This window comes from Chryseobacterium polytrichastri, assembly GCF_900142445.1.
GTDB lineage: Bacteria > Bacteroidota > Bacteroidia > Flavobacteriales > Weeksellaceae > Chryseobacterium > Chryseobacterium polytrichastri.
This window is the reverse complement of record NZ_FRAV01000022.1, coordinates 36871-60153: the sequence shown is the minus strand read 5'-3', so window position 1 is coordinate 60153 and position 23283 is coordinate 36871. Positions and strand designations below refer to the sequence as shown.

Below are 23283 nucleotides of genomic sequence, written 5' to 3'. Positions count from 1 at the left end.
TGATTAAAAAATTTAATGATTAAAAGATTAGATAACTTTAGCTTCTTCGTGAAGTAATCTTACTAATTCATCTAAATTATCCGGAGAAACAAGCTTCACAGCAGCTCTTGGAGGAACGCTATCATAAGAAACTCCCTGAACTTTCACTTCTGATGAAGTAGGCTCTACAACTTGTAAAGCTTTAGTTCTTGCAGACATAATCCCTCTCATGTTTGGAATAATAAGATCTTTCTCATCTACCAATCCTTTTTGGCCAGCAATAACAGCAGGTAATTTCACAGAAATAGTTTCTTTACCTCCTTCAATTTCTCTTACTGCAGTAGCTTCGCTTCCGTTTACTTCTAAACCTACAGATGCATTTACAAAAGGCTGATTTAATAACTGAGCCACCATTCCTGGAACAGACCCTCCATTATAATCAATAGATTCTTTACCACAAAGGATCAAATCATATCCACCGTTTTGAGCAACAGCAGCAATTTCTTTTGCTGTAGAATAACTATCCTGAGGATCAAGATTTACTCTTACTGCATCATTAGCACCAATTGCCAAAGCTTTTCTGATTACCGGTTCCGTAGCTGCATCTCCTACATTGATTACTGTTACATTAGCTCCCTGAGACTCCTGAAGTTTAACTGCTTTTGTTAACGCAAATTCGTCTAATGGATTGATCACCCACTGAATTCCGTTTTTGTCGAAAGCAGATTTGTCTGCTGTAAAGTTAATTTTGGAAGTAGTATCCGGAACACTACTAATACAAACTAATATTTTCATGTGTACTATTTTATTGTTTCCCTTTTTATGACATAAAACTTTATCGCTTTATGCAGAGATTTTGTTTTTATTAATTCCTGTAAATATAAATAAAAAATATATTATGCATGCATAATACTTATTATTTTATTATTCAATACATTAGATGTACTTACCTGCCTGGTTTGCTTGCCCTAAACTCTATCTTACTTGGTAAAACCCTAGGATTCATCCTTAAAATATCTAATATCAAATTCCCCATATCTTCAGGCTGAATCTTCCATTCGTCTTTTTCAGAAGGTACATTTCCATTGAAATTTGTAGCCACCGAACCGGGCATTATTACAGTTGATTTGATGTTGTATTTTCTTAAATCAATCATGGCTGCTTGGGTAAAACCAACGACTCCAAATTTTGATGCATTATAACCTGTTCCATTTTCAAAGAAATTAGCGCCTGCCAAACTTGAAACCGTAATATAATATCCTTCAGATTTCTTTAACTCTTCAACAGATGCCTTTAACGTATAGAAAACTCCTGTAAGATTGGTCTCTATCATATCATTCCACTCTTCAGCCGATAATTCGTCTACTGGCTTGAAAATTCCTAATCCAGCATTGGCAATCACAAAATCAAGTCTACCAAACTTTTCTATTGTCTTTTTTACTGCTCCTTCTTCATTGCCTAAAATCTTCACATCAGAAACAATTCCTACAACATTCTCAGAATATTGCTTAAGATCATTCTCCGCTTTCTCTACATCTTCTTTTTTCCTCCCCGAAAATGCCACCGAAATACCGTTTTCAAGCAAAATTTTTGCAATCCCAAAACCTATTCCTTTGGTTCCTCCTGTTATATATGCGACTTTATTTTCTAACATGTCTTTGTTTTTAGTTTTCTAAAATAACAAAAACGCCCCAATTGGAGCGTTTTATCAATACTAATATTTGTCATTAATCTATTATTTATAACTGTATTCCCAAATATCTGGATATAACAATAAAAAACGCTCTGAATAAGAGCGTTTCTGTAAATATATGTTGGTAAATTATTTTGAATAATTCTCAAAAAATAATGGGATACTTTCAATTCCTTTATAGAAATTAAACAATCCGTAGTGTTCGTTTGGAGAGTGAATAGCATCCGAATCTAATCCGAATCCCATTAACACAGACTTAGCACCTAAAACCTGCTCAAACATCGCAGTAATAGGAATACTACCTCCACCTCTGAAAGGAAGAACTTCTTTATCAAATGTAGCTTCCATTGCTTGTTTTGCGGCTAAGAATTCTTTGGTATCTGTAGGTAATACGTAAGGCATACCTCCATGATGTGGCGTTACTTTTACTCTTACATTATCCGGAGCAATGTTTATAAAATGCTTCGTGAACTTTTCTGTGATCTCTTCCGGAGTCTGATAAGGAACCAAACGCATAGAAATTTTAGCCGAAGCTTTTGAAGGGATAACTGTTTTAGCGCCTTCTCCTGTATAACCACCCCAAATTCCGTTGCAATCTAATGTAGGACGGATAGATGTTCTTTCCAAGGTTGTATACCCCTCTTCTCCTTCTAATCCTTCTAATCCGATAGATTTTTTGAATTCCTCAGGATTGTCCTCCAATTTATTCATAATAGCTCTATCATTTTCGGAAACGTCTTCTACGCTATCATAAAATCCATCAATTGTAATTTGTCCGTCTTCATCAATCAAGCCAGCAATCATTCTAGAAAGAACGTGAATTGGGTTTGGAACCGCTCCACCGTAAAGCCCTGAATGTAAATCTCTGTTTGGACCTTCGATCTCAACTTCAACATAGCTCAATCCTCTTAAACCTGTGGTTACCGTTGGCTGTTCATTACTATAAATATGAGTATCTGAAATTAAAATACAGTCGCATGATAATTTCTCTTTGTTTTCATTAACGAAATCTCCTAAGCTTACAGAGCCTACTTCCTCCTCACCTTCTAAGATAAATTTAACATTACAAGGAAGAGAATTGGTCTTCATCATCGCTTCAAAAGCCTTCAGGTGCATGAAGAACTGTCCTTTATCATCAGCAGAACCTCTTGCGAAGATTGCCCCTTCAGGATGAAGTTCAGTCTTCTCTATATATGGCTCAAAAGGTGGTTTTGTCCACAGTTCTAATGGGTCCGCAGGCTGAACATCATAATGTCCATATACCAAAACGGTAGGTAGGTTACTGTCTAAAAACTTCTCACCAAAAACAATAGGATACCCTTTTGTTTGGCATACTTCAACATTGTCGGCTCCAGCTTTTGTTAGATATTCTGCAACAACATCTGCACATTTCAATACGTCATCTTTATAAGCAGGGTCTGCAGAAATAGAAGGAATTCTTAGTAACTCAAATAATTCATCTACGAAACGTTGTTTGTTTTCGTTAATGTAATTTAATGTCTCTTGCATTGTAAAAATTTGTTTCGATAAAATTAGAAAATATGCACAGCAGGAGCAAATAAAAACATATGATTTTCTATAAGATAGTTAACTTTTGAAAGTTAAGCGTTTAACTAAATAAAAAATATCCTACATTTCTGCAGGATATTCTTTATATTTTTCTAAAATAATTAGTGTTCAGCTTTCGCTTTATCAGCTTCTGCAGGTTTTACAGCAGCTGTACTATCTGCTTTTGGAGCTTCAGCCCCGTGTTTTTCAGCGGTAGCCGCTTCTTTATGCTCTGCAGCACCTTCGTGACCGTGAGCTTCAGTACCTCCCTGGTGATCATCAGAATATCTTTCTGCTCCTTCTTCCAATTTAATGATATTCTTATTTCCTCCAGCTTGTATCTTTTTACAGCTTACAGCTACAGTTGCAATAGCTAAACATATAATTAATTTTCTCATGCCTAAATTTTTGATTGCCCAAAATTAAGAAAACTTGCTTTTTTCGGCAACATTTTTATATTGATTTTAAAATAATTTTACCTTTTTTGGATTGTGTAAAAATAAGGTAGTGCTCACCACCGTCTTTTAGTCCGTATTTCTTTTTGAGTTCTTCCGGTTTTAACGGGTAATTTTTAGAGATAATATTAAACTGCTCTTTCTTTTTAATCTCCTTACTATCAATTACTTTAACTTCAATTACTCTTCCAGGAAAATTATTTATTTTCTCGTCAGAGGTATAAAAATGACTATTAGGATGAAGTTTTTTCAGATTAAATTTTTCTGAGATCAAATTAAAAATTCCCGCCTTTAAAATAGAGTGATTAGGAATATAAATGAATTTTTCAGGTTCAGAATACGTTGCATTTGCATTTTCTTCATCTCCAAACTGATATTCAAGGTCAGATTCTCCGCTTTCTAAGTTGATACATTTACAAATAATCTTTCCAAAATTTTCATTGGATAAAAATACTACAACTTCTTTTACATCATTTTTCAATGCAATAATTTCAATTCTGAAAATATTCGGCAATACAGATACAAGATATTTCAAATCAATCAATGGAGATAGTTTAATCACCACTTCATTTGAAATCGAAAGTAATTTTTTTTGAATTTCAAGAATATTAGGCGAAAGATCTTCCAATAAAAAGACTTTGTTTTTATTATTATCCCTTCTTGCAGGGTCTAAATAAACAACATCAAAGCTTTCTTTATTTTTAGTAAGGAAATCTTCTAGTTTCTGATTGATAAATTTCGCTTTCTTTTCTAAGACAGTCCAATTATGTTCAACGATCTCCAAAAGCTCAGAATTCTGTTCAATGAGGGTAATTTCATCAAAATTTCGAGAAAGATAATAAGCATCAATTCCGAAACCACTGGTCAGATCAATGAACTTCTTTCCTTTTAAAATTTCAGATTTATACAACGCTGTTTTTTCTGAAGAAGACTGCTCCAAATTAAGCTGTGGTGGAAAAACAATCCCTTCTTTTAGTAAAAATGGAAATTTCCTCTGCGCGACTTGTTTTCCTTTGATTTGTTGAACAATTTCCTGCATAGAAACCTCAGGAAATGGAGATTTTTTTAATAACAGTGAATGCAAGTCTGTGGTTAGATTTGCATTGATGTAGTTTTGGGTTTCTTTGTTTAGTGTTTTATTTCCCACAGATCTCACAGATTTTCACAGATGATTGTGCTTATTTTTTAGAACGTTTCATTTATTTTTCGGAAAATATTTTTGTCAATATAATCGGTATTAAAATTGACTAATATTCCTAATTTTAATCCTGTTAGTTTTAAATATGTTAGTAGCTGTTTGTCGTGGACATTATTAATTTCCGGAATCTATTTTATTTCAATAATTACTTTTTCATTTACAATAATATCAGCAATAAAACTTGATTCTATAAAAATACCTTTATATTTTATTGGAATAGGAACTTGATAGTTAACATTTAATCCTAAATCTTTTAATTCATGAACTAATATTTTTTCATAAACCTTTTCTAATAATCCTGGTCCCAGCTCATTATACACAGAAAATATAGATTTTCTGATATAAAAACTTATTTCATTTTCAGTCATTCTTATATGTTTACAGCAAATGTGAAAAATCTGTGAAAATCTGCGAAATCTGTGGGAGTAAAATTTATCTTTTATAAAAAATATAATCCGTTAATATAGGAGCAATTCCGTTTTGTTTCAACAGAGCATTAATTTGCCCTCTATGGTATGTTGAATGATTGATGGCTTGAAAAAGCATTTCAAAAATAGTGTTTTCAAACTTTGTTCCTTTTGAATTTTGATATTCAATTCTCTGGTCAAAATCTGAACTTTCAATAATTTGAATGCTGTTTTTAAGGTTTTGCTGATTAATTTCCTGTAGATTTTCAAAAGGATTCATCTGCCAAACTTCGAAAGACGCTTCTCCTAAAACTCTTGAGTTCCAGATTTGCTGGGCATTTAAAGTATGATTAATTAAACTGATGGTCTTCTCATCTACTTTTGAGATATTTTCAGAAATAACTGTAATCATTTTTTGGTTAAAATGATAAGTATATTCAAATAAATCAATTAATTTTTCTTTCATTATTCAAACATTTCAGCCCAACGAACAGCCTTTATTTGCTTTTCGTCATACAGCTCAGTAATAGATTTTTTAACGTCTAATTTTGGATATAAATTAACTCCGATGATCTTTATCTTGCCTTCTTCTACCCATTTTTGCTCTTCAATAGCCTGATCGTAAATCTTTTTCTGAAGTGTTCCCTGCTTTAAAAGTTCCAGATACCCTCCTGCTTCTTCAATTTCTACAAAGAAAGCCCAAGACTTTTCTGCAATCTGCTGGGTAATATCTTCAACATAATAACTGCCGTTAGCAGCATCTTCAAAGACATTGATAATACTTTCATATGCTAAGACAATCTGTTGCTTGAAAGATATTTCTTCTGAATTTTCCGTACTTTTTTCAACAGCATAATTCGTACTGTAAACAGCATCAGCCCCTCCAATCATCGCAGAAGCAAGCTCTAATGTTGAGCGAATAAGATTATTTTCACTGTCTACAGTTGCTTTATTTCTCAATGAAGTTTCTGCAAAAATATAAGGAATCTCATCTAATCCATATTCTTTAGAAAGCTGGTTAAAAACCAGTTTAAAAGCTCTCAATTTCGCTGTTTCAAAGAAATAATTTCCTCCTACCGCAATTTTGAATATCAATTTATTTACAATTTCCTGTCCATAAACTTCTATCAGTTCTTTTGCTTTCGCCAAAGCAATCCCTAATTGCTGATAAATTGCAGCTCCGGCATTTTGATGAAGAGAAATATCAACGCAAATGTTTCTTTTAAATTCTTTTGCTAATAATTCTCTTGCCAGCTGATCATTAATTGTTCCATTTTTCTCATCAAATACATCAATCAACGAAAAATACTGATCGCTATCTTCAGGGCTTATATGTTCCGCCAGATCTTTATTATTAATGAAAATCGTTTTTTCATCAAGATTTTCAACATTATGATCCAATATAAAAGCGAAAACATCATCTTCTAAGCTTTCATGATACTTTGCCACCAAATGCGTACTTTCTTCAACTTTTGGAAGGTTTACTAAAGGTTTTTGAACCGAATCGTAAAAAGGTTTCACCTCAATTCCTTCTAAATTTTCTTTTTTCAGAATAGTGTAAATATCTTCTGTCTTAAGTTGCTTTTTTACTAAATTTTCCCAGTTGGGAAAAGTATTTGTATTTGACATATCAATTATGAGTAATAGGTAATTAGTAATCCAATAAATCTTTAAAAATTGACTAGCAAAACGAATTGACTCATCATCATTCGCTTTTTAAAATTATTTTTTAGCAACATTTGTGCTGTCAACAACCAAAATAAAGATTTCTTCATTTGGTTTTTTCATAAAATAATTTTCTCTTGCGTATTTTTCTTTTTCCGATTTATTGTTCATTAGCTTCTTATAAAACGTATCATTTTTTGCATATTCAGTTTTATAATATTCTAATTGTTCTTCGTATTTACTGATCTCACCATTGAGTTCATTAATAACCAAGAACGAAGTTTTATCAAAGAAAACCATCCAAACCAAGAAGAGACAGATCGTAAGCACGTACTTATTAAAAATATAATTCTTAATAAATATAAAAGTCTCTGACTTTGGTTTAATTTCTTTAATAAGTTTATTTTCTTCCATTTTAGTGTTTTCTCAACGAGTTTTTGATAACGGTAGTTAAAAAATCAATCGCTACGGAATTTTGTCTCATATTTGGAATAATAAGATCAGCCTCGTTTTTAGAGGGCTCAATAAATTCCTGATGCATCGGTTTTAAAGTAGTCTGATAACGGTGTAATACTTCACTCAGATCTCTTCCCCTTTCCTGGGTGTCTCTCCTGATACGCCTTATTAACCTTTCGTCCGAGTCTGCATGAACAAATACCTTCAAATCAAACTCTTTCAATAGTTCTTTATTCGTAAGTACTAAAATACCTTCTACCACCAATACATTTTTAGGTTCTACGGTAACATGATCTCCAGTTCTGGAATGGGTTACAAAGCTATAAATAGGCTGTTCTATTGCTTCATTGTTTTTCAGCGCTTTTACGTGCTTCAGCATGAGTTCAAAATCTATAGACTTTGGGTGATCATAATTCAGTGCTTCTCTTTCTGTTAGCGTTAAATTATGATTATCATGGTAATAATTATCCTGAGATAAAATATTCATTCCTTCGATATCAAGCTGTTGAATAATTTTATCCACAACCGTAGTTTTGCCGGATCCTGTACCTCCTGCAATTCCTATTACTAGCATTCTTTTTGTTTCTATATAGTTTTTACAAATATACCATTTTAGATCAATGCAAATAAAATAATGGTGACGGAATTTACCCAATAAAAAAATCCGATGCTCAAAACACCGGATTTCAATAGATATTTTACACTCTTATTTTTTGATAAATTTGGTAGATAAACCTAGTCCTTTACTACTCAAAATATAGTCACCTGTTTGAAGGTGAGAAACATTAATTGTATTTTTACCATTATTAATGGTTGTTTCTAAGACTTTTCTTCCTTCCATATTGTAGATCTCTACTTTTTCCTCTTTATTTATTTTCATTGAAATATTCAAAATATCAGAAACAGGATTCGGATAGATAGCAATTACTTCTTTTTTAGCAACATCATCTACGCTTAGTACACAATTGTACGCCGGTAAAACATATCCTGCAGCAGTAAATTCTTGGGTCATTGTTGTGATATCCCCACACGCGAATCCGAATTGCCCAAGCATATCAATAGCAGCCTGTCTTACTGCAATAGCTGCATTTTGCTGATTCGTACTTGAATCCGTCATTGTTAATCCTTCTAAAAAGGCTCTATCCGTTTTTGCTCTTCCAATCTTATCATATATTCTCATCAAAGCGGAAGCCCATATTTGCCCTCTTGTATGGATTGCTCCTGATCCCGGATACAAAACAGAATAGTTTGTAATTCTTCCTGACCAATATTCATTATGCCCATCCCAACTGAACATCCAATTATAAGCTGGTGTAGATGAAGGCCACTGACCTAAGCTTCTGCTGTATGATTGCGCCCAATAGTCTCCGCAGCCTTCACTTAGCCCCTGAACCTGAGACAAACTTCCATTGGTTAACCAATCGTGGAGCCCATGCCCTAATTCATGCAAAACAACGTCTGCATCTTCAGCATCATCTACCCCTCCTTCTCCAAAAACTAATCTTCCATTATTGTAATAAGAATTATCATCCCCATCCAAACCATGTGGATCATACCATAATATTCCTTCATTGGTTAATGGTTTACAAACAATATTTAATGTTTCATTAATGTAACGTAAGCTGTTATCGATATGCCAATAGGCATTTACAGCTTCAAATCCCTGATCATTTCTATTGAATAAGAATTGATTCGTAGCCTGAGTAAATAGCCCTGTAGAAGGTGTCTCAAGATCTTTAATTTCAGCATAAGATCCTTTTAACTTATATACTCCTGCTGTAAAATCTAATTCTGGAATGGTAACTAAAGATCTGGCCGCATCAAGGCTAGGATTGGTAGCATCATTATTATCTACATACTGCCCTCCATAAGCCATCTGCATTTTAGAAAGCGGATCCGGATTGAAAATATATCCCGAACCTGAAACAAGAACTTTCTTAGCGCTTATTTCTTTCTTTTGATTTTTTTTTGAAGGTTTTGGATTCTCATTTTTATCATGATGATAATTGGCGATATCTTTTACGCTCAATACATTTCCGTTTTGTGCATCTACAATTGTTTCCCAGCTTCCCGGATGATCATGAGAACTTGTAAGAACTCTGTAAACAAGCTTTGTATCACCTGCTTCTGTAAGATAAACGAACAGTTTGTTTTCTTCAAAAGTTATTTCTCCTTTCGTGTTTGAAGCTACATGAGCCTTCTTAAGAGCTTCTGAATTTGTAAAAGAAGGGTTTATATTAATATCTTTTATCTGTTTTTTCAAACTTTCCGAAGAAGTATATGTAATCTTTCCTTCTTTATTAAAATGTACTACAATTTCTGATTGAAAAACAGGCACATTTTTAATCATCTGCTGGAAGCGCAAAGTCTCGCCCGCATTTCCTTTCTTTACAAAGTTTAATTGTAGTTGGCTGAAGCTTTGAATACCCAAACTTCTCGAATTTTCATTAATCCATCTTTTTGCCGGAGCTTCTAAAGATGATTCCTGAGCTAGTAATCCTGAACAGGAAATAACACAACCCAAGATTAAAGAATTAATTTTTAATTTCATATAATGCTTTTTTAAGTACTCTAAAATAGTAAAACATTATTGAAATTCATTTATTTCAATAATATTATTTCACATAAAAATGAATTTAATTAAAAAAACAAAAAAACTCTAACAATTGTTAGAGTTTAGATTTATACGATTTCACTTGTTAATTCCCTCGAAAGCAGTCTTTCATGCATGGGTTTTAAAACATCCATAGATCCTGTTTTCACCGTGCATTTTCCTTTATAATGTATCAAAATAGTGCATTGTTCGGCTTGTTCTAAAGTATGTTTGCAAATTTCCATCAAACAATCAATCACATAATCAAATGTGTGAATGTCATCATTATGTAAGATTAGTTTATAAACATCATCTGTTTCATCTAGTACGAGGACTTCTTCTTCATATTGACGTTTCGGATCTTCGTAATCTTTTATACTGTTATAAAAAATCATTATTTAATTATTTTTAAGCTTCTCCTAATTTATCTGCGAGATCACTCACAGTGTTTGGTCCTTCGTAAACCAATTCTACAAGCTCTACGCTTTTATTATTCATTTTCAAAATTTTGAAATGATAATTCAACAAGTCAAATTCTTGGTTCTCTTCCGGGATATCTTGCAATTCATGAAGAATAAGACCGGCCAATGAGTTATATTCACTTTCTTCAGAAAGAGGTAATTTTTTAGGCAAATGCTCGTTGATCTCGTCTAAAGGTTGTGTAGCCTGTACCCAATATGTGTTTTCAGCAATCTTATCTACTAATTTTTCTTCATCATCCTCTTCATCCTGAATTTCGCCTACCAATTCTTCTAAAATATCTTCAAGTGTGATGATTCCTTCGGTACCACCAAATTCGTCAATTACAATAGCTAAATGCTGTTTCTTTTGTTGGAAAATCTTTAATAAATCAGAAATTTTCTTACTTCCTACCACAAAGAATGCATCACGCATCATTTCTTTCAGATCATCATGATTAATTTCGCCTTTTCTTTTAACAAACTCTCTGATAATTTCTTTTGTATATAAAATACCAATCACATTATCAATAGAATTAAGATAAACAGGAATTCTAGAATACCCGCTATCCATAATTTTATTAATTATTTCATCAATAGCTTCCTCAAAATCAATTGATGTAATATTCTGTCTGGGAACCATGATCTGCTTTGCAGAATGATCTGTAAAATCAAATGCATTTTTAATGATCTCATAGTTCTCTTCTTCAATTTCACCGCTATCAGCACTTTGTTTTACCAAAAGCTGAAGTTCTTCAGTAGAGTGAATTTCCTGTTCAGATGCAGGATGTATCTTTACTAATCGTAAAAAAGTATTAGACATTAAATTCATCAACCAAATAAATGGTTTAAACACTGTATAAAAAACTCTCAACGGAACTGCTGTTGCCATTGTAGTTGCTTCCGATTTTCTGATGGCAATTGATTTTGGAATAAGCTCTCCAAATACAATATGCATCACCGTAATTAAAACAAAACTGGTAACCACCGAAATTGTGGTGATTGTTGTTTGAGCCAATTCTACTTCCAACGTGTGGAAAATATTGTCTACAACATGGTGGAGAGCACTTTCTCCTACCCAACCCAATGCTAGCGATGCCAATGTGATACCTAACTGAGTAGCAGAAAGATATTCATCAAGATGCTTGATAATATGCTCTGCCTGCTTAGCCATAGAATTACCTTCGGCTGCTTTTAATTGGATTTGTGAATAACGAACTTTAACAATTGAAAATTCTGCGGCTACGAAAAAGCCATTAAGTAATACTAGAAACAAGGCTAACAAAAGCCTGACTATGTCCGAGTCCATTTAGAAATTATATATATTTAATTGACTACAAAGATATACAAAATAAAAATAACAAAAAAAGCATCGAGGATATCGATGCTTTAATAGTATGTTAAATTAATTCTTTACGAATTTTTCAAGGCTTCTGCTCCAGAAACGATCTCTAGGATCTCATTTGTAATAGCAGCCTGTCTTGCTTTGTTGTAATAGATTACTAAATCATTTTTCATAGATTGAGCATTGTCTGTTGCTTTGTGCATTGCAGTCATTCTCGCTCCATGTTCAGATGCTACAGAATCTAAAACACCTTTGAAAACCTGAGTTTTAATAGACTTTGGAATCAAATTATCTAAGATCTCAGCTTTGTTTGGCTCAAAAATATAATCTGTTTCTACTTGAGGTTTTGTTGCATCAACTTCTGCCATATGAATAGGAAGAACTTGCTCAGTAGTAACTTCCTGAGTAGCAGCATTAACAAATTTATTATAAATTAAATAAACTTCGTCAAACTTACCTTCCACGAAACTACTCATTACTGCTTCAGTAAGATTAGAAACTGCTTCAAAAGTCAAATTATCAAAAACATTACTTCCATTAGCATATACTGTACGAGTTCTTCTTACAGCATCATGAGCTTTTTTACCAATTGTAAGAACTTCAACATCGTATTGAGCGTTCTTATCAAACTGAATATTAAGTTCTTTTACAATAGATGAGTTGAAAGCACCCGCCAAACCTCTGTTTGAAGTAACAGCGATGAAAAGTACTTTTTTAACTTCTCTTTTTTGAGCATAAATAGAAACCTGATCAGGATCTGAACTAGAATTTACATTCTGGATAATCTCCTGTAGTTTTTCAGAATAAGGTCTTAACATTACGATTGCATCCTGTGCTTTTTTAAGCTTCGCTGCCGAAACCATTTTCATAGCACGCGTGATTTGCATCGTAGATGAAATTGAACTGATTCTTCCTCGTATTTCTTTTAAGTTTGCCATATTGGGTTAGTTGTTGGTTGTCGGTTGTTGGTTGCTAGTTTTAGAAAATTCCGTCAACTATCAACCAACAATCATCAACTAATTTTAGTTATATTTAGAAGCTAAATCGTTAGCCGCCTGCTTAAGAACAGCTGTAATATCGTTGTCGATCTTTCCAGCTTTAAGAGCAGCCATTGTTTCAGGATGCTTAGATCTTAAGAACGCGATATACTCAATTTGGAATTCTTTTACTTTTTTGATAGGAACGTTTCTCATTAAGTTCTCTGTACCGGCATAAATCATAGCAACTTGGCTATCTACAGGAAGTGGAGAATTTACTGGTTGCTTAAGAAGCTCTACGTTTCTTTCTCCTTTAGAGATAACTGCTAAAGTAGAAGCATCAAGATCAGAACCGAATTTAGCAAACGCTTCCAATTCTTTATATTGAGCCTGGTCTAATTTAAGAGTACCAGAAACTTTTTTCATTGATTTGATCTGAGCGTTACCTCCTACTCTCGATACAGAGATCCCTACGTTGATTGCAGGACGAACCCCTGAGTTGAACAAGTCAGACTCCAAGAAGATCTGTCCGTCAGTAATAGAGATTACGTTAGTTGGAATATACGCAGAAACGTCACCAGCCTGAGTTTCGATAATTGGAAGTGCAGTTAATGAACCACCACCTTTTACGATTGGTCTTAAAGACTCAGGTAAATCATTCATTTGGCTAGCAATTTTATCATCAGCGATTACTTTTGCAGCTCTTTCCAATAATCTTGAGTGAAGATAGAAAACGTCTCCAGGGTAAGCCTCACGTCCCGGTGGTCTTCTCAATAGAAGAGAAAGCTCACGGTAAGCTACCGCTTGTTTAGATAAATCATCATAAATGATTAATGCCGGTCTACCAGTGTCTCTGAAGAACTCACCAATAGATGCACCTGCCATTGCAGAATATACCTGCATTGGAACTGGATCTGATGCGTTAGCAGCAACGATTACAGTATACGCCAAAGCTCCTTTATCAGAAAGCGTTTTAACGATTTGTGCTACTGTAGAAGCTTTTTGCCCAATTGCAACATATATACAATATACTGGTTGCCCAGCGTCAAAAAATTCTTTTTGGTTGATGATCGTATCAATAGCAACAGTAGTTTTACCTGTCTGTCTGTCACCAATGATAAGCTCTCTCTGACCTCTTCCTACAGGAATCATAGAGTCAATAGCAACGATACCTGTTTGTAAAGGCTCAGTTACCGGCTGTCTGAAGATAACTCCAGGAGCCTTTCTTTCCAATGGCATTTCATATAACTCACCAGAGATAGGACCTTTCCCATCGATAGGATTACCAAGAGTATCAACTACTCTACCTAACATACCTTCTCCTACTTTAATAGAAGAGATTCTGTTTGTTCTTCTTACGGTGTCTCCTTCTTTTACTAATTTACTTTCACCAAGTAAAGCAACACCTACGTTGTCTTCTTCAAGGTTAAGTACAATACCTTCTACATCACTAGAAAATTTCACCAACTCTCCGTATTGTACGTTTTCTAACCCGTATACACGAGCAATACCATCACCGATGGTTAAAACTGTACCTACTTCCTCAACGTTTGATTGAGTATCGAAGTTGGCCAATTGCTGTTTTAAGATCGCAGATACTTCTGCCGGATTTATTTCTGCCATTGTATGGTTGTTTTTGTCTTAATTTAACTGAAAATCTTTTTTAATGTGATTAAGCTTAGTTTTCACAGAGGCATCTACCTGCTGATCTCCTACTCTTAAAATGTAACCTCCTAAAAGATCAGGATTTACATTTAGCTTCAAATCAAAGTTTGAACCTGCTTTTACTAAGTTTGTAGAACTTAATATCTGATCGATATTTTCTTTCGAAAGTTGAGTTGCAGTCGTAAGAGTTATTCTTTGTACCCCATTAATATCTTCAACTTTGTTGATGTATTCCTGAGCAATATTTTTCAATTGGTTTTCACGACCATGTCTGATAACCAATGTGATTAAATTTTGAGAAGAAGCCGACAAGCTTTTGAAAATCTCTTTTGCTACCTCTACTTTCTTTTTAGCATCAATGTAAGGTGTTAAGAAAAATTTGTTCAAATCCGTAGATTGAGACATCAATTTCGCAACATCTTTCATTTCAGAAAATACAGTAGCTGTTTGACCTGTTTCATTAGTGAACTCAAGCAAACCCTGCGCGTATCTTTTAGCTACTTTAGATGTAAGCATTCTTAGTTAAGATTAGATTTGTTTAAATAATTTTGAACCAACTCGTTCTGAGCTTCGTTGTTGTCTAATTTTTGCTTCAAAATAGATTCAGCAATGTTTACAGATAAAGTACCAATTTGAGATTTGATGTCTGCCATTGCAGCATTTTTCTCAGCATTGATAGTCTGTTTCGCAGCTTCGATCAATTTATCTCCTTCAGTTTTAGCAGCATCTTTAGCTTCACCTACGATTCTATCTTTAATTTCTCTAGCTTCTTTAAGGATAGCATCTCTTTCGATTTTAGCTTCGCGAATGATTCTTTCGTTATCTTCTTTTAATGTTTCCATTTCTTTTCTAGCCAATTTAGCTTGATTCAAAGCGTCAACAATAGAAGTTTCTCTATCATTAATAGATTTTAAAATAGGTTTCCAAGCGAATTTACCTAACAGAAATAATAGTGCTAGAAAAATAACAGACTGGATAATAAATAATCCTGATGAAAACTGATGAATTAATTCCATTATATTAATGTATAAAAAATTATTACTTTTTTCTTAAATAACCATTACCTGTAACCAACCGTTACGGGTAATGGTTTAATTTTAATTAGTTTACCGCGAAAAGAGCAGCAAACGCAACACCTTCAACAAGTGCAGCAGCGATAAGCATAGCTGTTTGAATTTTTCCAGATTGTTCTGGTTGTCTAGCGATAGCTTCTAGAGCAGCAGCTCCGATTTTACCAAGACCAATACCAACACCTAATACAACGATACCAGCACCTACAATTTTAGGAATTTCCATAATATATAATTTTAAAAAATTTGTTTTACTATTTTATTTAACTCTTTTATTAGTGAGCAGCATGGTGTTCATGCTCATGCTCTTGTACAGCCATTCCGATAAACAAAGCTGATAGCATTGTAAAGATATAAGCCTGTAAGAAAGCTACTAATACTTCCAATAAATAGATTACTAATGTTAAGAATGGGAATGCAACACCTGCTGCAAAATTCTTAAATACATAGATCAATCCGATCAAACTCATTACTACAATGTGTCCTGCGGTCATGTTTGCAAAAAGACGAATCATCAATGCGAAAGGCTTAGTTATTGTTCCCAATAATTCAATTGGTAACATGATCAATTTCATTGGTACAGGAACTCCCGGCATCCAGAAGATGTGTTTCCAATAATCTTTATTCGCAGAGAATGTAGTAATTAGATACGTAAGGATAGCCAAGAAGAATGTCATTGTAATATTACCTGTAACATTAATCCCGAAAGGCATTAATCCTAATACGTTTAAGAATAATATAAAGAAGAACACTGTTAATAAGTATCCCATGAATCTTTTATACTTATGTCCGATGTTTGGAATAGCAACTTCGTCTCTTACAAAGATAATCAATGGCTCGAAGAATCTAGCAGCTCCTGTAGGAACAACTGACTTCTTATATGACTTAGCCATTCCTGCGAATAAAACTAGCATAAAGATTGATACTACTATAAGGATAAGAACACTCTTTGTAATTGAAAGATCTAATGGTTTTTCATTAGTAGGATAACCATCCTTATCTAAATCTAGTTTTCCAGTTGCATCTGTTTTGTAGATTTTTTCGTGATGTAATACATAATGTGAACCATCAACTTCAGTAGGCTTACCGTGGATGAATCCTTCTTTACTATTACTCATGAAAGAGTGGAAACCGTTATCATAAAAAATAACAGGAAGTGGAAAACCAAGGTGGTGACCGTCTTTGTCAACCATCAATGTAAAATCGTGAGCATCCAACAAGTGATGATTGATGTACTCTCTGTTTTCTTTACTTACTTTGTCTTTTTCTGACAACTCTTGAGTTGGAGCAGCTACAGCATTCGTCTCGCCATGTTGCGCAGACACTAAACTTAATACAAAAATACTGTAGAATAAAACTGCAAATTTCTTTAACATTGATAGGTTTTTTTCGTTGTGCAAAAATAGAGTTTTTTTTCTATTTTCAATAAATAATTTTACTGTTTTTTGTCATGATTAATAAGCTTAATCGCATAATACGTAAGCAGCGTTGTCAGGACAAAATATGGTATTATAAAATGGAATTTGTACCCAGGAATCACTTCAAAATTCAATTTCTTCCTTATAAGGTACATTAATCCGAATTTTAAAAGGATCAATCCTATTACTGATAAGCCTAAAAATTCCGGTGCTACTCTATTAATTAAAATAATTAAAGTAATCATCATTGTAAACATTACACTTAAGAAAAGATAAAATTTAATAATAATGAGTTCATCTAAATGGTAAACAAATTTCCATAAAGAAAAATGAATTAAAAAAGTTAAAAAGAATACTAGTACAACTAGAATATTAGGATTAAGTTTCATTATAAAATTTATTTACAGTTTATAGAGGCTGTATAAACCGATACGTATTTCTATTTTGCGCAAAAATAAGATTTTTAATTATAATATAACAGCCTTTAACCACATGATTTTATCCTTATATATAATATTACGTGTTCTATACTTTACATCTACCAAAAATTCCTTATTTTTGCAACCTATAATTTACAAATAAATATGTTTAATAGTTTACAGGATAAATTAGACAAGGCGCTTCAAAATATTTCCGGACGTGGAAAAATTACAGAAATCAATGTTGCGGAAACCGTAAAAGAGATTCGTAGAGCATTGGTAGATGCCGATGTTAATTATAAAGTTGCAAAAGACCTTACGAAAAGAGTTCAGGATAAAGCTTTAGGACAAAACGTTCTTACGTCTCTTACTCCAGGACAATTGATGACAAAAATCGTTCATGACGAGCTAGTAGAACTAATGGGGGGTTCTCAGGAAGGAATTAACCTTTCAGGAAAACCATCTGTTATTCTTATCGCTGGTCTTCAAGGTTCCGGGAAAACTACTTTCTCAGGAAAATTAGCGAGTTATTTAAAAACGAAAAAAAATAAAAAACCTTTATTGGTAGCATGTGACGTTTATCGTCCGGCTGCTATTGAGCAGTTGAAAGTTTTAGGTGGACAAATTGGTGTTCCCGTTTTCACTGAAGAAGGTTCTACCAATCCATCTACCATTGCTGAAAATGCAATTGCTTTCGCAAAATCAAATGGTCACGATGTTGTTATTGTGGATACTGCAGGTCGTTTGGCGATTGATGAGCAGATGATGAACGAGATTAAATCTGTTCATTATTTCATCAAGCCTAGCGAAACTCTATTTGTAGTTGACTCTATGACTGGTCAGGATGCTGTAAATACAGCTAAAGCGTTCAACGATGCTTTAAATTTTGACGGGGTTGTTTTAACGAAATTAGATGGTGATACACGAGGTGGTGCTGCATTGACAATTCGTTCTGTTGTAGAAAAACCAATTAAGTTTATCTCTACTGGAGAAAAAATGGAAGCTTTAGATCTTTTCTACCCAGAAAGGATGGCCGACAGAATCTTAGGAATGGGGGACGTTGTTTCCCTAGTAGAAAGAGCTCAGGAGCAGTTTGACGAGGAAGAAGCTAAAAAGCTTCATAAAAAAATTGCTAAAAATGAATTTGGTTTTGATGATTTCTTAAAGCAAATCAATCAAATCAAAAAAATGGGTAATATGAAAGACTTGATGGGAATGATCCCGGGAGTTGGAAAAGCCATTAAAGATGTTGAGATCAGCGATGATGCATTCAAACATATTGAAGCAATTATTCATTCTATGACTCCGGATGAAAGAAGAAGACCTTCTATCATTAACTCCCAAAGAAAGCAGAGAATTGCAAGAGGTGCAGGAAGAAAAATTGAAGATGTAAACCAATTGATGAAGCAATTTGATCAAATGGGTAAAATGATGAAGATGATGCAAGGACCTCAAGGAAAGCAGATGATGCAGATGATGAGCAAAATGCCTAATATGCCTGGAATGGGCGGTATGATGGGAAAATAAAATATTGAAACAATATATAAAAGTAAAATCCGACTCAAAACTGAGTCGGATTTTTTATTTTTAATCTAAAATAAATCGATTATTTATCAGATTTTTGAGCTTTAGCTTTAATGAAATAAGAGAAACCTACATTTACACCAAAGTTATTTCTTGTTGTTTTAACTTCTGTGTTATAGTAAGTATTCTTAGTATAGAATTGGTCAAAACCAAGACCTAAGTTGATTCCTAAAGACTGCGTAGCCATATAAGTTACCCCAGCTTTAGCTTTCCAAGTTAAACCATCTTCTTTTGTGTTTGCATCAAAAAGTATTGGATCAACAATTGAATTTGAGAAGTTGTATTTTGTTTTGCTTGTAGCATATCCAATACCCGCTCCTACGAAAGGAAAAAATTTACCACCAGTATTGAAATAATAAGTTGCCGTTGGCATTACAGAAAACCTAGTATAAGTTCTCTTATCCCCTTCATACTTATTTGTTTCGCTGTCAAATCCAAGATCAATTCCTACAGCCAATCCGTCGATTACGAAATATCCAACAGATGGAGTGATAGAAAATTTAGAAATTTTAGGTCCGTCTTCAGACTTTCCGTTAGCCTTTACGGTAGAGCTTGTTGTATTGAAACCTAATCCTGTGTTCCCACTTACTACCCAGTCACCTTTAGTCATTTGAGCATTTGATAAGCTGAAAAGTGCAACTGCGCCAGCTACTAATAATTTTTTCATGTTTATTAATTTAAATTAAAGTTTTATTATAGAGAAAAAGCCCTAAGAAATATATCTTAGGACTTTATTTTTTGAATGCTTCGTTAATTATTTAGCGAAAACATATTTAACTCCGAAAGTTACTGAAGATAAGTTCAATCCAAAGTTATAGTTATTTGTTGCATCACCATCTTTTGGTTTGAAGTTACTGTAACCGAATTCACCGATTGTAGCTTCAATAGACCAGTTCTTGTTTAAGAAATAATCCAAACCTGGCTTAACAGTAACACCAATTTTAGTGTATTTAGCTTCAGTAGAAGTAGAGTTTGTAACTACTGAGTTTCCTGTAGTAGCAACAGAGCTGCTTTCTACTTCAGTTTTTCCAAACTGCATTGGTACTGCTAATTGTCCGAAAACAAATAATTTTTCAGATAAATTCCAGTATTTTCTTACGAAAGGAGCAACAACAAAAGCTGGCTTTTTAGTTACATTCTCGTTTACAACTGTAGTGTTAAATAAAGTTGTAGTAGTAGTTGCTGTATTTTTTTCAGTTTGGTAACCAATTCCAAGACCAACTGCTAAGTTTGTTCCTACGAAATATCCAACTGTAGGTAATACGTTGAAGTTTTCTTTTTTAAGATCACCATTGTTGCTTTCTTCTTGAGAATAACCAACTGATCCTGATAAATATGTAGTTCCTTTTGCAATTTGAGCATTAGATAAACCGAAAAGTGCAACAGCACCCGCTAATAATAATTTTTTCATTTTATAAAAATTTTAATACTTTCTGAGGGCAAATTTACAGCGGGCACCACGAATATTAAAATTTGTTAATGTGATTAATATCATTCCTAAAAATTGCCAATTTTAGATATAAAATACACTAAACACTTGTTTGCATTTTTTCAGCAATGTTTTTCATAAAAAAACTCCAATTCTGCAATCGGAGTCTTAAAAAGGTTCTATTTAAATATATTACTTTAAGAAGAAGTTAACACCAAAGTTAACAGCTCCAAAGTTAAATTTGTCATCACCAAACCAATAATGGTCATGGTTTTTATATTTGCTGCTGATATTTTGGAAGCCTAAATACAATTCTGTTCTTTTCATTTGATAACCCACTCGCGGCGCAATATACAAGCCACTATTGATATAATCTTTAGTAGAAATCGCTGCTCCTAAATCTAATCCTACGAAAAGAGGAATTTTAGCAAATTTATATTTTCCAGAAGCCGCAATAGGAATAAAACCAAAATCATCTACATGATCCTTCCCAAAAAAGTGAGAATATCCTGTAGTAACACCAATGTCTAGACCTTTGGTGATATTCCACATATAAGCAGCATCAACACCTATCGTAACACTTGCAGCATCTGAAGCATCACCCAGTGGAGCACCAACATGACCACCTAGTCTAAATCCTTCCTGAGCCTGTGCAGCACCTCCTAAAAGGGCAAAAGCTCCTAATAACAATAGTTTTTTCATTTTAATAATTTTAAATTACTTCATGCAAAACTACTAATTATTTTCTTTTTTTTAATTGAAGTCGTTTACCACATTCTTCATTATAAAGAAAAAGGCAAAACAAGTAAACCTGTTTTGCCTTTTATATTTTTTAACTATTTGGAAATATTAGTTCCCTCCAAATTTGAAACCTACACCTATTTGTAAGAAACTGTTAGTTGTTTTTTCTCCATCCATAGGATCTTTAGCTAAGTTAGAGATACCCATGTTATATCTAGCATCAAAGAATAATCCGTTTTCCAACATATATTCAGCACCAACGAAAGGCGCAATGTTCAATTTATTTGTTTGATCTTTGATATCACTTTCGTCACTACCACCAATTTCTAATCCAGGAACAATACCTCCCAAACCAAGATCACCAACTGTTTTAGATTTTGCAGAAAGAATATATCCGAAGCTAGCACCTGCAGAAACAGATAAACCTTCAGTAATAAAATATTTAGCAGAAACAGGAACCATTAAAGTACCGAAAGTCATTTTATTTTGAATTTTGAAAAAACCATCTTCATCTTCAACACTTTCAGTTATTTTACCTCCTAGTTGAGAATACAATATCTCTCCTTGAACACCAAATTTATCACTGATTTTATATTCTACCAAACCTCCAACATAGAAAGTATGTAGTGGATCTGTACTTGCAGAACCTGAATTATCTTTATATTTAAGAGTAGACATTGAATAACCTGCTTTAGGTCCAAATCTAAGTTCTTGTGCATTTGCAGAAATTCCCATAACAGCTAACACTGCAACTAGTAATAATTTTTTCATACTTATTAGTTTAAATTTTAAGATGCCGCAAAACTAATATTTTTTTCTCAATTAACAAATTTTAACAAAAAAAATATTTTTATCAATCACTTATTAACGAACAAACTCATTGTAATTTCCATAACCATAACCCTATTTTTCAACATTAACAACGCTTCAAAATACAAGGAGTTGCTTTTTATTCATTAAAAGCAACTCCTTGGTCTTTTTTCGTAATATGATAAATCACCTAAGTATATTCTAATAAATATTCTCAAGGTATTTTATATGATTAAAAAATTAATCTTTTAATCTCTTATCTTCTTCATTGTAAGCTAAAATAATCTTCCTTACTACCGGATGTCTTACAACATCTTCATCAGTAAGATATACAAAACCTATTTCCTTTACATCTTTAAGAATTCTCATTGCTTCTTTCAAACCAGATTGCTGCTTTGGAGGTAAATCTATCTGGGTTGGGTCTCCTGTAATGATAAACTTAGCGTTCATCCCCATTCTGGTTAAAAACATTTTCATTTGAGAATGAGTGGTATTTTGAGCTTCATCTAAAATAACAAAAGCATCATCTAACGTTCTTCCTCTCATAAAAGCCAAAGGAGCGACCTCAATAACCTTCTTTTCAATAAAACCTTCCAGTTTTTCATGTGGGATCATATCTCGAAGTGCATCATATAATGGCTGCAAATAGGGATCTAACTTTTCTTTAAGATCTCCCGGCAAAAAGCCTAAACTCTCCCCTGCTTCTACAGCCGGTCTTGTTAAAACAATTCTTTTAACCTCTTTATCTCTTAATGCTCTGGCTGCTAAAGCTACACTTGTATAGGTTTTACCTGTTCCCGCAGGACCAATAGCAAAAACCATATCTTTTTTCTCAGTTTCTTTTACTAATTTTTTAAGATTAGCCGTTTTAGCTTTAATTATTTTACCATTTACTCCTTTTACAATAATATCATGATCAAAAATCAATTGCTTTTCATTCTCGTCTTTTATTTTAAGAATGTTTTCAACATCTTTTAATTCTATAGAATTATTCTTAGAAATAAATCTTACAATATCGTCCAGTTTTAGTTTAAAAACATCTAAAGTTTCCTGGTTACCCATTGCAAAAATATAATGATCCCTTCCCGTAATTTTAAGTGTCGGAAAGCTAGATTTTATTAAATTGAAATATTGGTTATGAACGCCATAGAAGATCTTTGCATCAATACCTTCCAAATCAAATGTTAATTCAAACATGCAAATATTTTTTATTAGAATCTAAATTTAGAGTTTTTTTTCAAATACAACTTCATCTTTTCCCCCTTAATTGTGATTTTAATCATCATGTAACAAACACTGCTATCTAAGTAAAACAATATTAAATCATTATCTTTTTCATTCTAATAAAAATGAACTAAAATAAATTCTTCGTA

General features: G+C 33.2%; 24 protein-coding genes and 1 pseudogene. 1 reads left to right on the top strand and 24 read right to left on the bottom strand.

Features of this window, described 5'->3' with window-relative positions; translation table 11 throughout:
* Window positions 1-27: 27 nt before the first annotated feature.
* The 19 genes and pseudogenes from BUB80_RS14255 to atpB form a co-directional block, all read right to left on the bottom strand.
* Window positions 28-774 carry an electron transfer flavoprotein subunit beta/FixA family protein gene (locus BUB80_RS14255; RefSeq protein WP_073293956.1) on the bottom strand — a complete coding sequence of 249 codons (747 nt, stop codon included), beginning with the start codon at window positions 772-774 and terminating at the stop codon, window positions 28-30.
* A gap of 151 nt (window positions 775-925) precedes the next feature.
* Entirely contained in the window at window positions 926-1633 is a 708-nt protein-coding gene (locus tag BUB80_RS14250) for an SDR family oxidoreductase (RefSeq protein ID WP_073293954.1), read from the bottom strand.
* Window positions 1634-1801: 168 nt separating this feature from the next.
* Complete coding sequence (locus tag BUB80_RS14245; protein ID WP_073293952.1) at window positions 1802-3181, bottom strand: dipeptidase; 1380 nt, start codon at window positions 3179-3181, stop codon at window positions 1802-1804.
* 161 nt (window positions 3182-3342) lie between these two features.
* Complete coding sequence (locus tag BUB80_RS14240; protein ID WP_073293950.1) at window positions 3343-3618, bottom strand: hypothetical protein; 276 nt, start codon at window positions 3616-3618, stop codon at window positions 3343-3345.
* A 55-nt stretch (window positions 3619-3673) separates the two neighbouring features.
* Window positions 3674-4822: a class I SAM-dependent methyltransferase gene (locus BUB80_RS14235; protein WP_073293948.1), complete on the bottom strand. Its 1149-nt coding sequence runs from the start codon at window positions 4820-4822 to the stop codon at window positions 3674-3676.
* Window positions 4823-4860: 38 nt separating this feature from the next.
* Window positions 4861-5241: pseudogene (locus tag BUB80_RS14230) on the bottom strand (GxxExxY protein).
* Window positions 5242-5305: 64 nt separating this feature from the next.
* Window positions 5306-5746, bottom strand: a complete 441-nt coding sequence (locus BUB80_RS14225) for a DinB family protein (RefSeq protein ID WP_073293945.1) — start codon at window positions 5744-5746, stop codon at window positions 5306-5308.
* Complete coding sequence (locus BUB80_RS14220; protein ID WP_073293943.1) at window positions 5746-6909, bottom strand: methylmalonyl-CoA mutase family protein; 1164 nt, start codon at window positions 6907-6909, stop codon at window positions 5746-5748. Before BUB80_RS14220 ends, BUB80_RS14225 begins: the two co-directional genes overlap by 1 nt.
* Before the next feature lie 93 nt (window positions 6910-7002).
* Window positions 7003-7359 (bottom strand): FtsB family cell division protein, encoded by a 357-nt coding sequence (locus BUB80_RS14215; RefSeq protein WP_073293941.1) that lies wholly within the window; start codon window positions 7357-7359, stop codon window positions 7003-7005.
* A gap of 1 nt (window position 7360) precedes the next feature.
* Entirely contained in the window at window positions 7361-7975 is a 615-nt protein-coding gene (udk, locus tag BUB80_RS14210) for a uridine kinase (protein WP_054509163.1), read from the bottom strand.
* A gap of 132 nt (window positions 7976-8107) precedes the next feature.
* Window positions 8108-9952, bottom strand: a complete 1845-nt coding sequence (locus BUB80_RS14205) for a T9SS type A sorting domain-containing protein (protein WP_073293939.1) — start codon at window positions 9950-9952, stop codon at window positions 8108-8110.
* 131 nt (window positions 9953-10083) lie between these two features.
* A complete protein-coding gene (locus BUB80_RS14200; protein WP_073293937.1) occupies window positions 10084-10389 on the bottom strand; it encodes an ATP-dependent Clp protease adaptor ClpS in 306 nt (101 codons plus the stop codon).
* 13 nt (window positions 10390-10402) lie between these two features.
* Window positions 10403-11761 carry a hemolysin family protein gene (locus BUB80_RS14195; protein WP_073293935.1) on the bottom strand — a complete coding sequence of 453 codons (1359 nt, stop codon included), beginning with the start codon at window positions 11759-11761 and terminating at the stop codon, window positions 10403-10405.
* A 104-nt stretch (window positions 11762-11865) separates the two neighbouring features.
* Entirely contained in the window at window positions 11866-12735 is an 870-nt protein-coding gene (gene atpG, locus BUB80_RS14190) for an ATP synthase F1 subunit gamma (protein WP_073293933.1), read from the bottom strand.
* A gap of 84 nt (window positions 12736-12819) precedes the next feature.
* The gene (gene atpA / locus BUB80_RS14185) at window positions 12820-14397 is read right to left on the bottom strand and encodes a F0F1 ATP synthase subunit alpha (RefSeq protein ID WP_073293931.1); all 1578 of its coding nucleotides are present in this window, start codon (window positions 14395-14397) and stop codon (window positions 12820-12822) included.
* 18 nt (window positions 14398-14415) lie between these two features.
* Window positions 14416-14955, bottom strand: coding sequence for an ATP synthase F1 subunit delta (gene atpH / locus BUB80_RS14180; RefSeq protein WP_054509169.1), 540 nt, complete (start codon window positions 14953-14955; stop codon window positions 14416-14418).
* Between the two features lie 2 nt (window positions 14956-14957).
* Window positions 14958-15455, bottom strand: a complete 498-nt coding sequence (locus BUB80_RS14175) for a F0F1 ATP synthase subunit B (RefSeq protein ID WP_054509170.1) — start codon at window positions 15453-15455, stop codon at window positions 14958-14960.
* A gap of 85 nt (window positions 15456-15540) precedes the next feature.
* Complete coding sequence (gene atpE, locus BUB80_RS14170; protein ID WP_002979108.1) at window positions 15541-15735, bottom strand: ATP synthase F0 subunit C; 195 nt, start codon at window positions 15733-15735, stop codon at window positions 15541-15543.
* A gap of 49 nt (window positions 15736-15784) precedes the next feature.
* A complete protein-coding gene (atpB, locus tag BUB80_RS14165) occupies window positions 15785-16885 on the bottom strand; it encodes a F0F1 ATP synthase subunit A (RefSeq protein ID WP_073293929.1) in 1101 nt (366 codons plus the stop codon).
* Between the two features lie 626 nt (window positions 16886-17511).
* Here atpB and ffh point away from each other — a divergent pair.
* Window positions 17512-18873, top strand: coding sequence for a signal recognition particle protein (ffh, locus tag BUB80_RS14155; protein ID WP_073293925.1), 1362 nt, complete (start codon window positions 17512-17514; stop codon window positions 18871-18873).
* A 79-nt stretch (window positions 18874-18952) separates the two neighbouring features.
* Here ffh and BUB80_RS14150 read toward each other — a convergent pair whose 3' ends face one another.
* From BUB80_RS14150 to BUB80_RS14130, 5 genes are all read right to left on the bottom strand, one after another.
* Window positions 18953-19597, bottom strand: coding sequence for an outer membrane beta-barrel protein (locus BUB80_RS14150; protein ID WP_073293923.1), 645 nt, complete (start codon window positions 19595-19597; stop codon window positions 18953-18955).
* An 87-nt stretch (window positions 19598-19684) separates the two neighbouring features.
* A complete protein-coding gene (locus BUB80_RS14145; RefSeq protein ID WP_073293921.1) occupies window positions 19685-20341 on the bottom strand; it encodes an outer membrane beta-barrel protein in 657 nt (218 codons plus the stop codon).
* Window positions 20342-20551: 210 nt separating this feature from the next.
* Window positions 20552-21061: a hypothetical protein gene (locus tag BUB80_RS14140; protein ID WP_073293919.1), complete on the bottom strand. Its 510-nt coding sequence runs from the start codon at window positions 21059-21061 to the stop codon at window positions 20552-20554.
* A gap of 147 nt (window positions 21062-21208) precedes the next feature.
* Window positions 21209-21871, bottom strand: coding sequence for a porin family protein (locus BUB80_RS14135; RefSeq protein WP_073293917.1), 663 nt, complete (start codon window positions 21869-21871; stop codon window positions 21209-21211).
* A 279-nt stretch (window positions 21872-22150) separates the two neighbouring features.
* A complete protein-coding gene (locus BUB80_RS14130) occupies window positions 22151-23107 on the bottom strand; it encodes a PhoH family protein (RefSeq protein ID WP_073293915.1) in 957 nt (318 codons plus the stop codon).
* Window positions 23108-23283 lie beyond the last annotated feature (176 nt).

Coding starts and splice junctions, on each gene's coding strand:
- BUB80_RS14255 (WP_073293956.1), bottom strand. CDS start 774: ATGAAAATATTAGTTTGTATTAGTAGTGTTCCGGATACTACTTCCAAA.
- BUB80_RS14250 (WP_073293954.1), bottom strand. CDS start 1,633: ATGTTAGAAAATAAAGTCGCATATATAACAGGAGGAACCAAAGGAATA.
- BUB80_RS14245 (WP_073293952.1), bottom strand. CDS start 3,181: ATGCAAGAGACATTAAATTACATTAACGAAAACAAACAACGTTTCGTA.
- BUB80_RS14240 (WP_073293950.1), bottom strand. CDS start 3,618: ATGAGAAAATTAATTATATGTTTAGCTATTGCAACTGTAGCTGTAAGC.
- BUB80_RS14225 (WP_073293945.1), bottom strand. CDS start 5,746: ATGAAAGAAAAATTAATTGATTTATTTGAATATACTTATCATTTTAAC.
- BUB80_RS14220 (WP_073293943.1), bottom strand. CDS start 6,909: ATGTCAAATACAAATACTTTTCCCAACTGGGAAAATTTAGTAAAAAAG.
- BUB80_RS14215 (WP_073293941.1), bottom strand. CDS start 7,359: ATGGAAGAAAATAAACTTATTAAAGAAATTAAACCAAAGTCAGAGACT.
- udk (WP_054509163.1), bottom strand. CDS start 7,975: ATGCTAGTAATAGGAATTGCAGGAGGTACAGGATCCGGCAAAACTACG.
- BUB80_RS14205 (WP_073293939.1), bottom strand. CDS start 9,952: ATGAAATTAAAAATTAATTCTTTAATCTTGGGTTGTGTTATTTCCTGT.
- BUB80_RS14200 (WP_073293937.1), bottom strand. CDS start 10,389: ATGATTTTTTATAACAGTATAAAAGATTACGAAGATCCGAAACGTCAA.
- BUB80_RS14195 (WP_073293935.1), bottom strand. CDS start 11,761: ATGGACTCGGACATAGTCAGGCTTTTGTTAGCCTTGTTTCTAGTATTA.
- atpG (WP_073293933.1), bottom strand. CDS start 12,735: ATGGCAAACTTAAAAGAAATACGAGGAAGAATCAGTTCAATTTCATCT.
- atpA (WP_073293931.1), bottom strand. CDS start 14,397: ATGGCAGAAATAAATCCGGCAGAAGTATCTGCGATCTTAAAACAGCAA.
- atpH (WP_054509169.1), bottom strand. CDS start 14,955: ATGCTTACATCTAAAGTAGCTAAAAGATACGCGCAGGGTTTGCTTGAG.
- BUB80_RS14175 (WP_054509170.1), bottom strand. CDS start 15,455: ATGGAATTAATTCATCAGTTTTCATCAGGATTATTTATTATCCAGTCT.
- atpE (WP_002979108.1), bottom strand. CDS start 15,735: ATGGAAATTCCTAAAATTGTAGGTGCTGGTATCGTTGTATTAGGTGTT.
- atpB (WP_073293929.1), bottom strand. CDS start 16,885: ATGTTAAAGAAATTTGCAGTTTTATTCTACAGTATTTTTGTATTAAGT.
- ffh (WP_073293925.1), top strand. CDS start 17,512: ATGTTTAATAGTTTACAGGATAAATTAGACAAGGCGCTTCAAAATATT.
- BUB80_RS14150 (WP_073293923.1), bottom strand. CDS start 19,597: ATGAAAAAATTATTAGTAGCTGGCGCAGTTGCACTTTTCAGCTTATCA.
- BUB80_RS14145 (WP_073293921.1), bottom strand. CDS start 20,341: ATGAAAAAATTATTATTAGCGGGTGCTGTTGCACTTTTCGGTTTATCT.
- BUB80_RS14140 (WP_073293919.1), bottom strand. CDS start 21,061: ATGAAAAAACTATTGTTATTAGGAGCTTTTGCCCTTTTAGGAGGTGCT.
- BUB80_RS14135 (WP_073293917.1), bottom strand. CDS start 21,871: ATGAAAAAATTATTACTAGTTGCAGTGTTAGCTGTTATGGGAATTTCT.
- BUB80_RS14130 (WP_073293915.1), bottom strand. CDS start 23,107: ATGTTTGAATTAACATTTGATTTGGAAGGTATTGATGCAAAGATCTTC.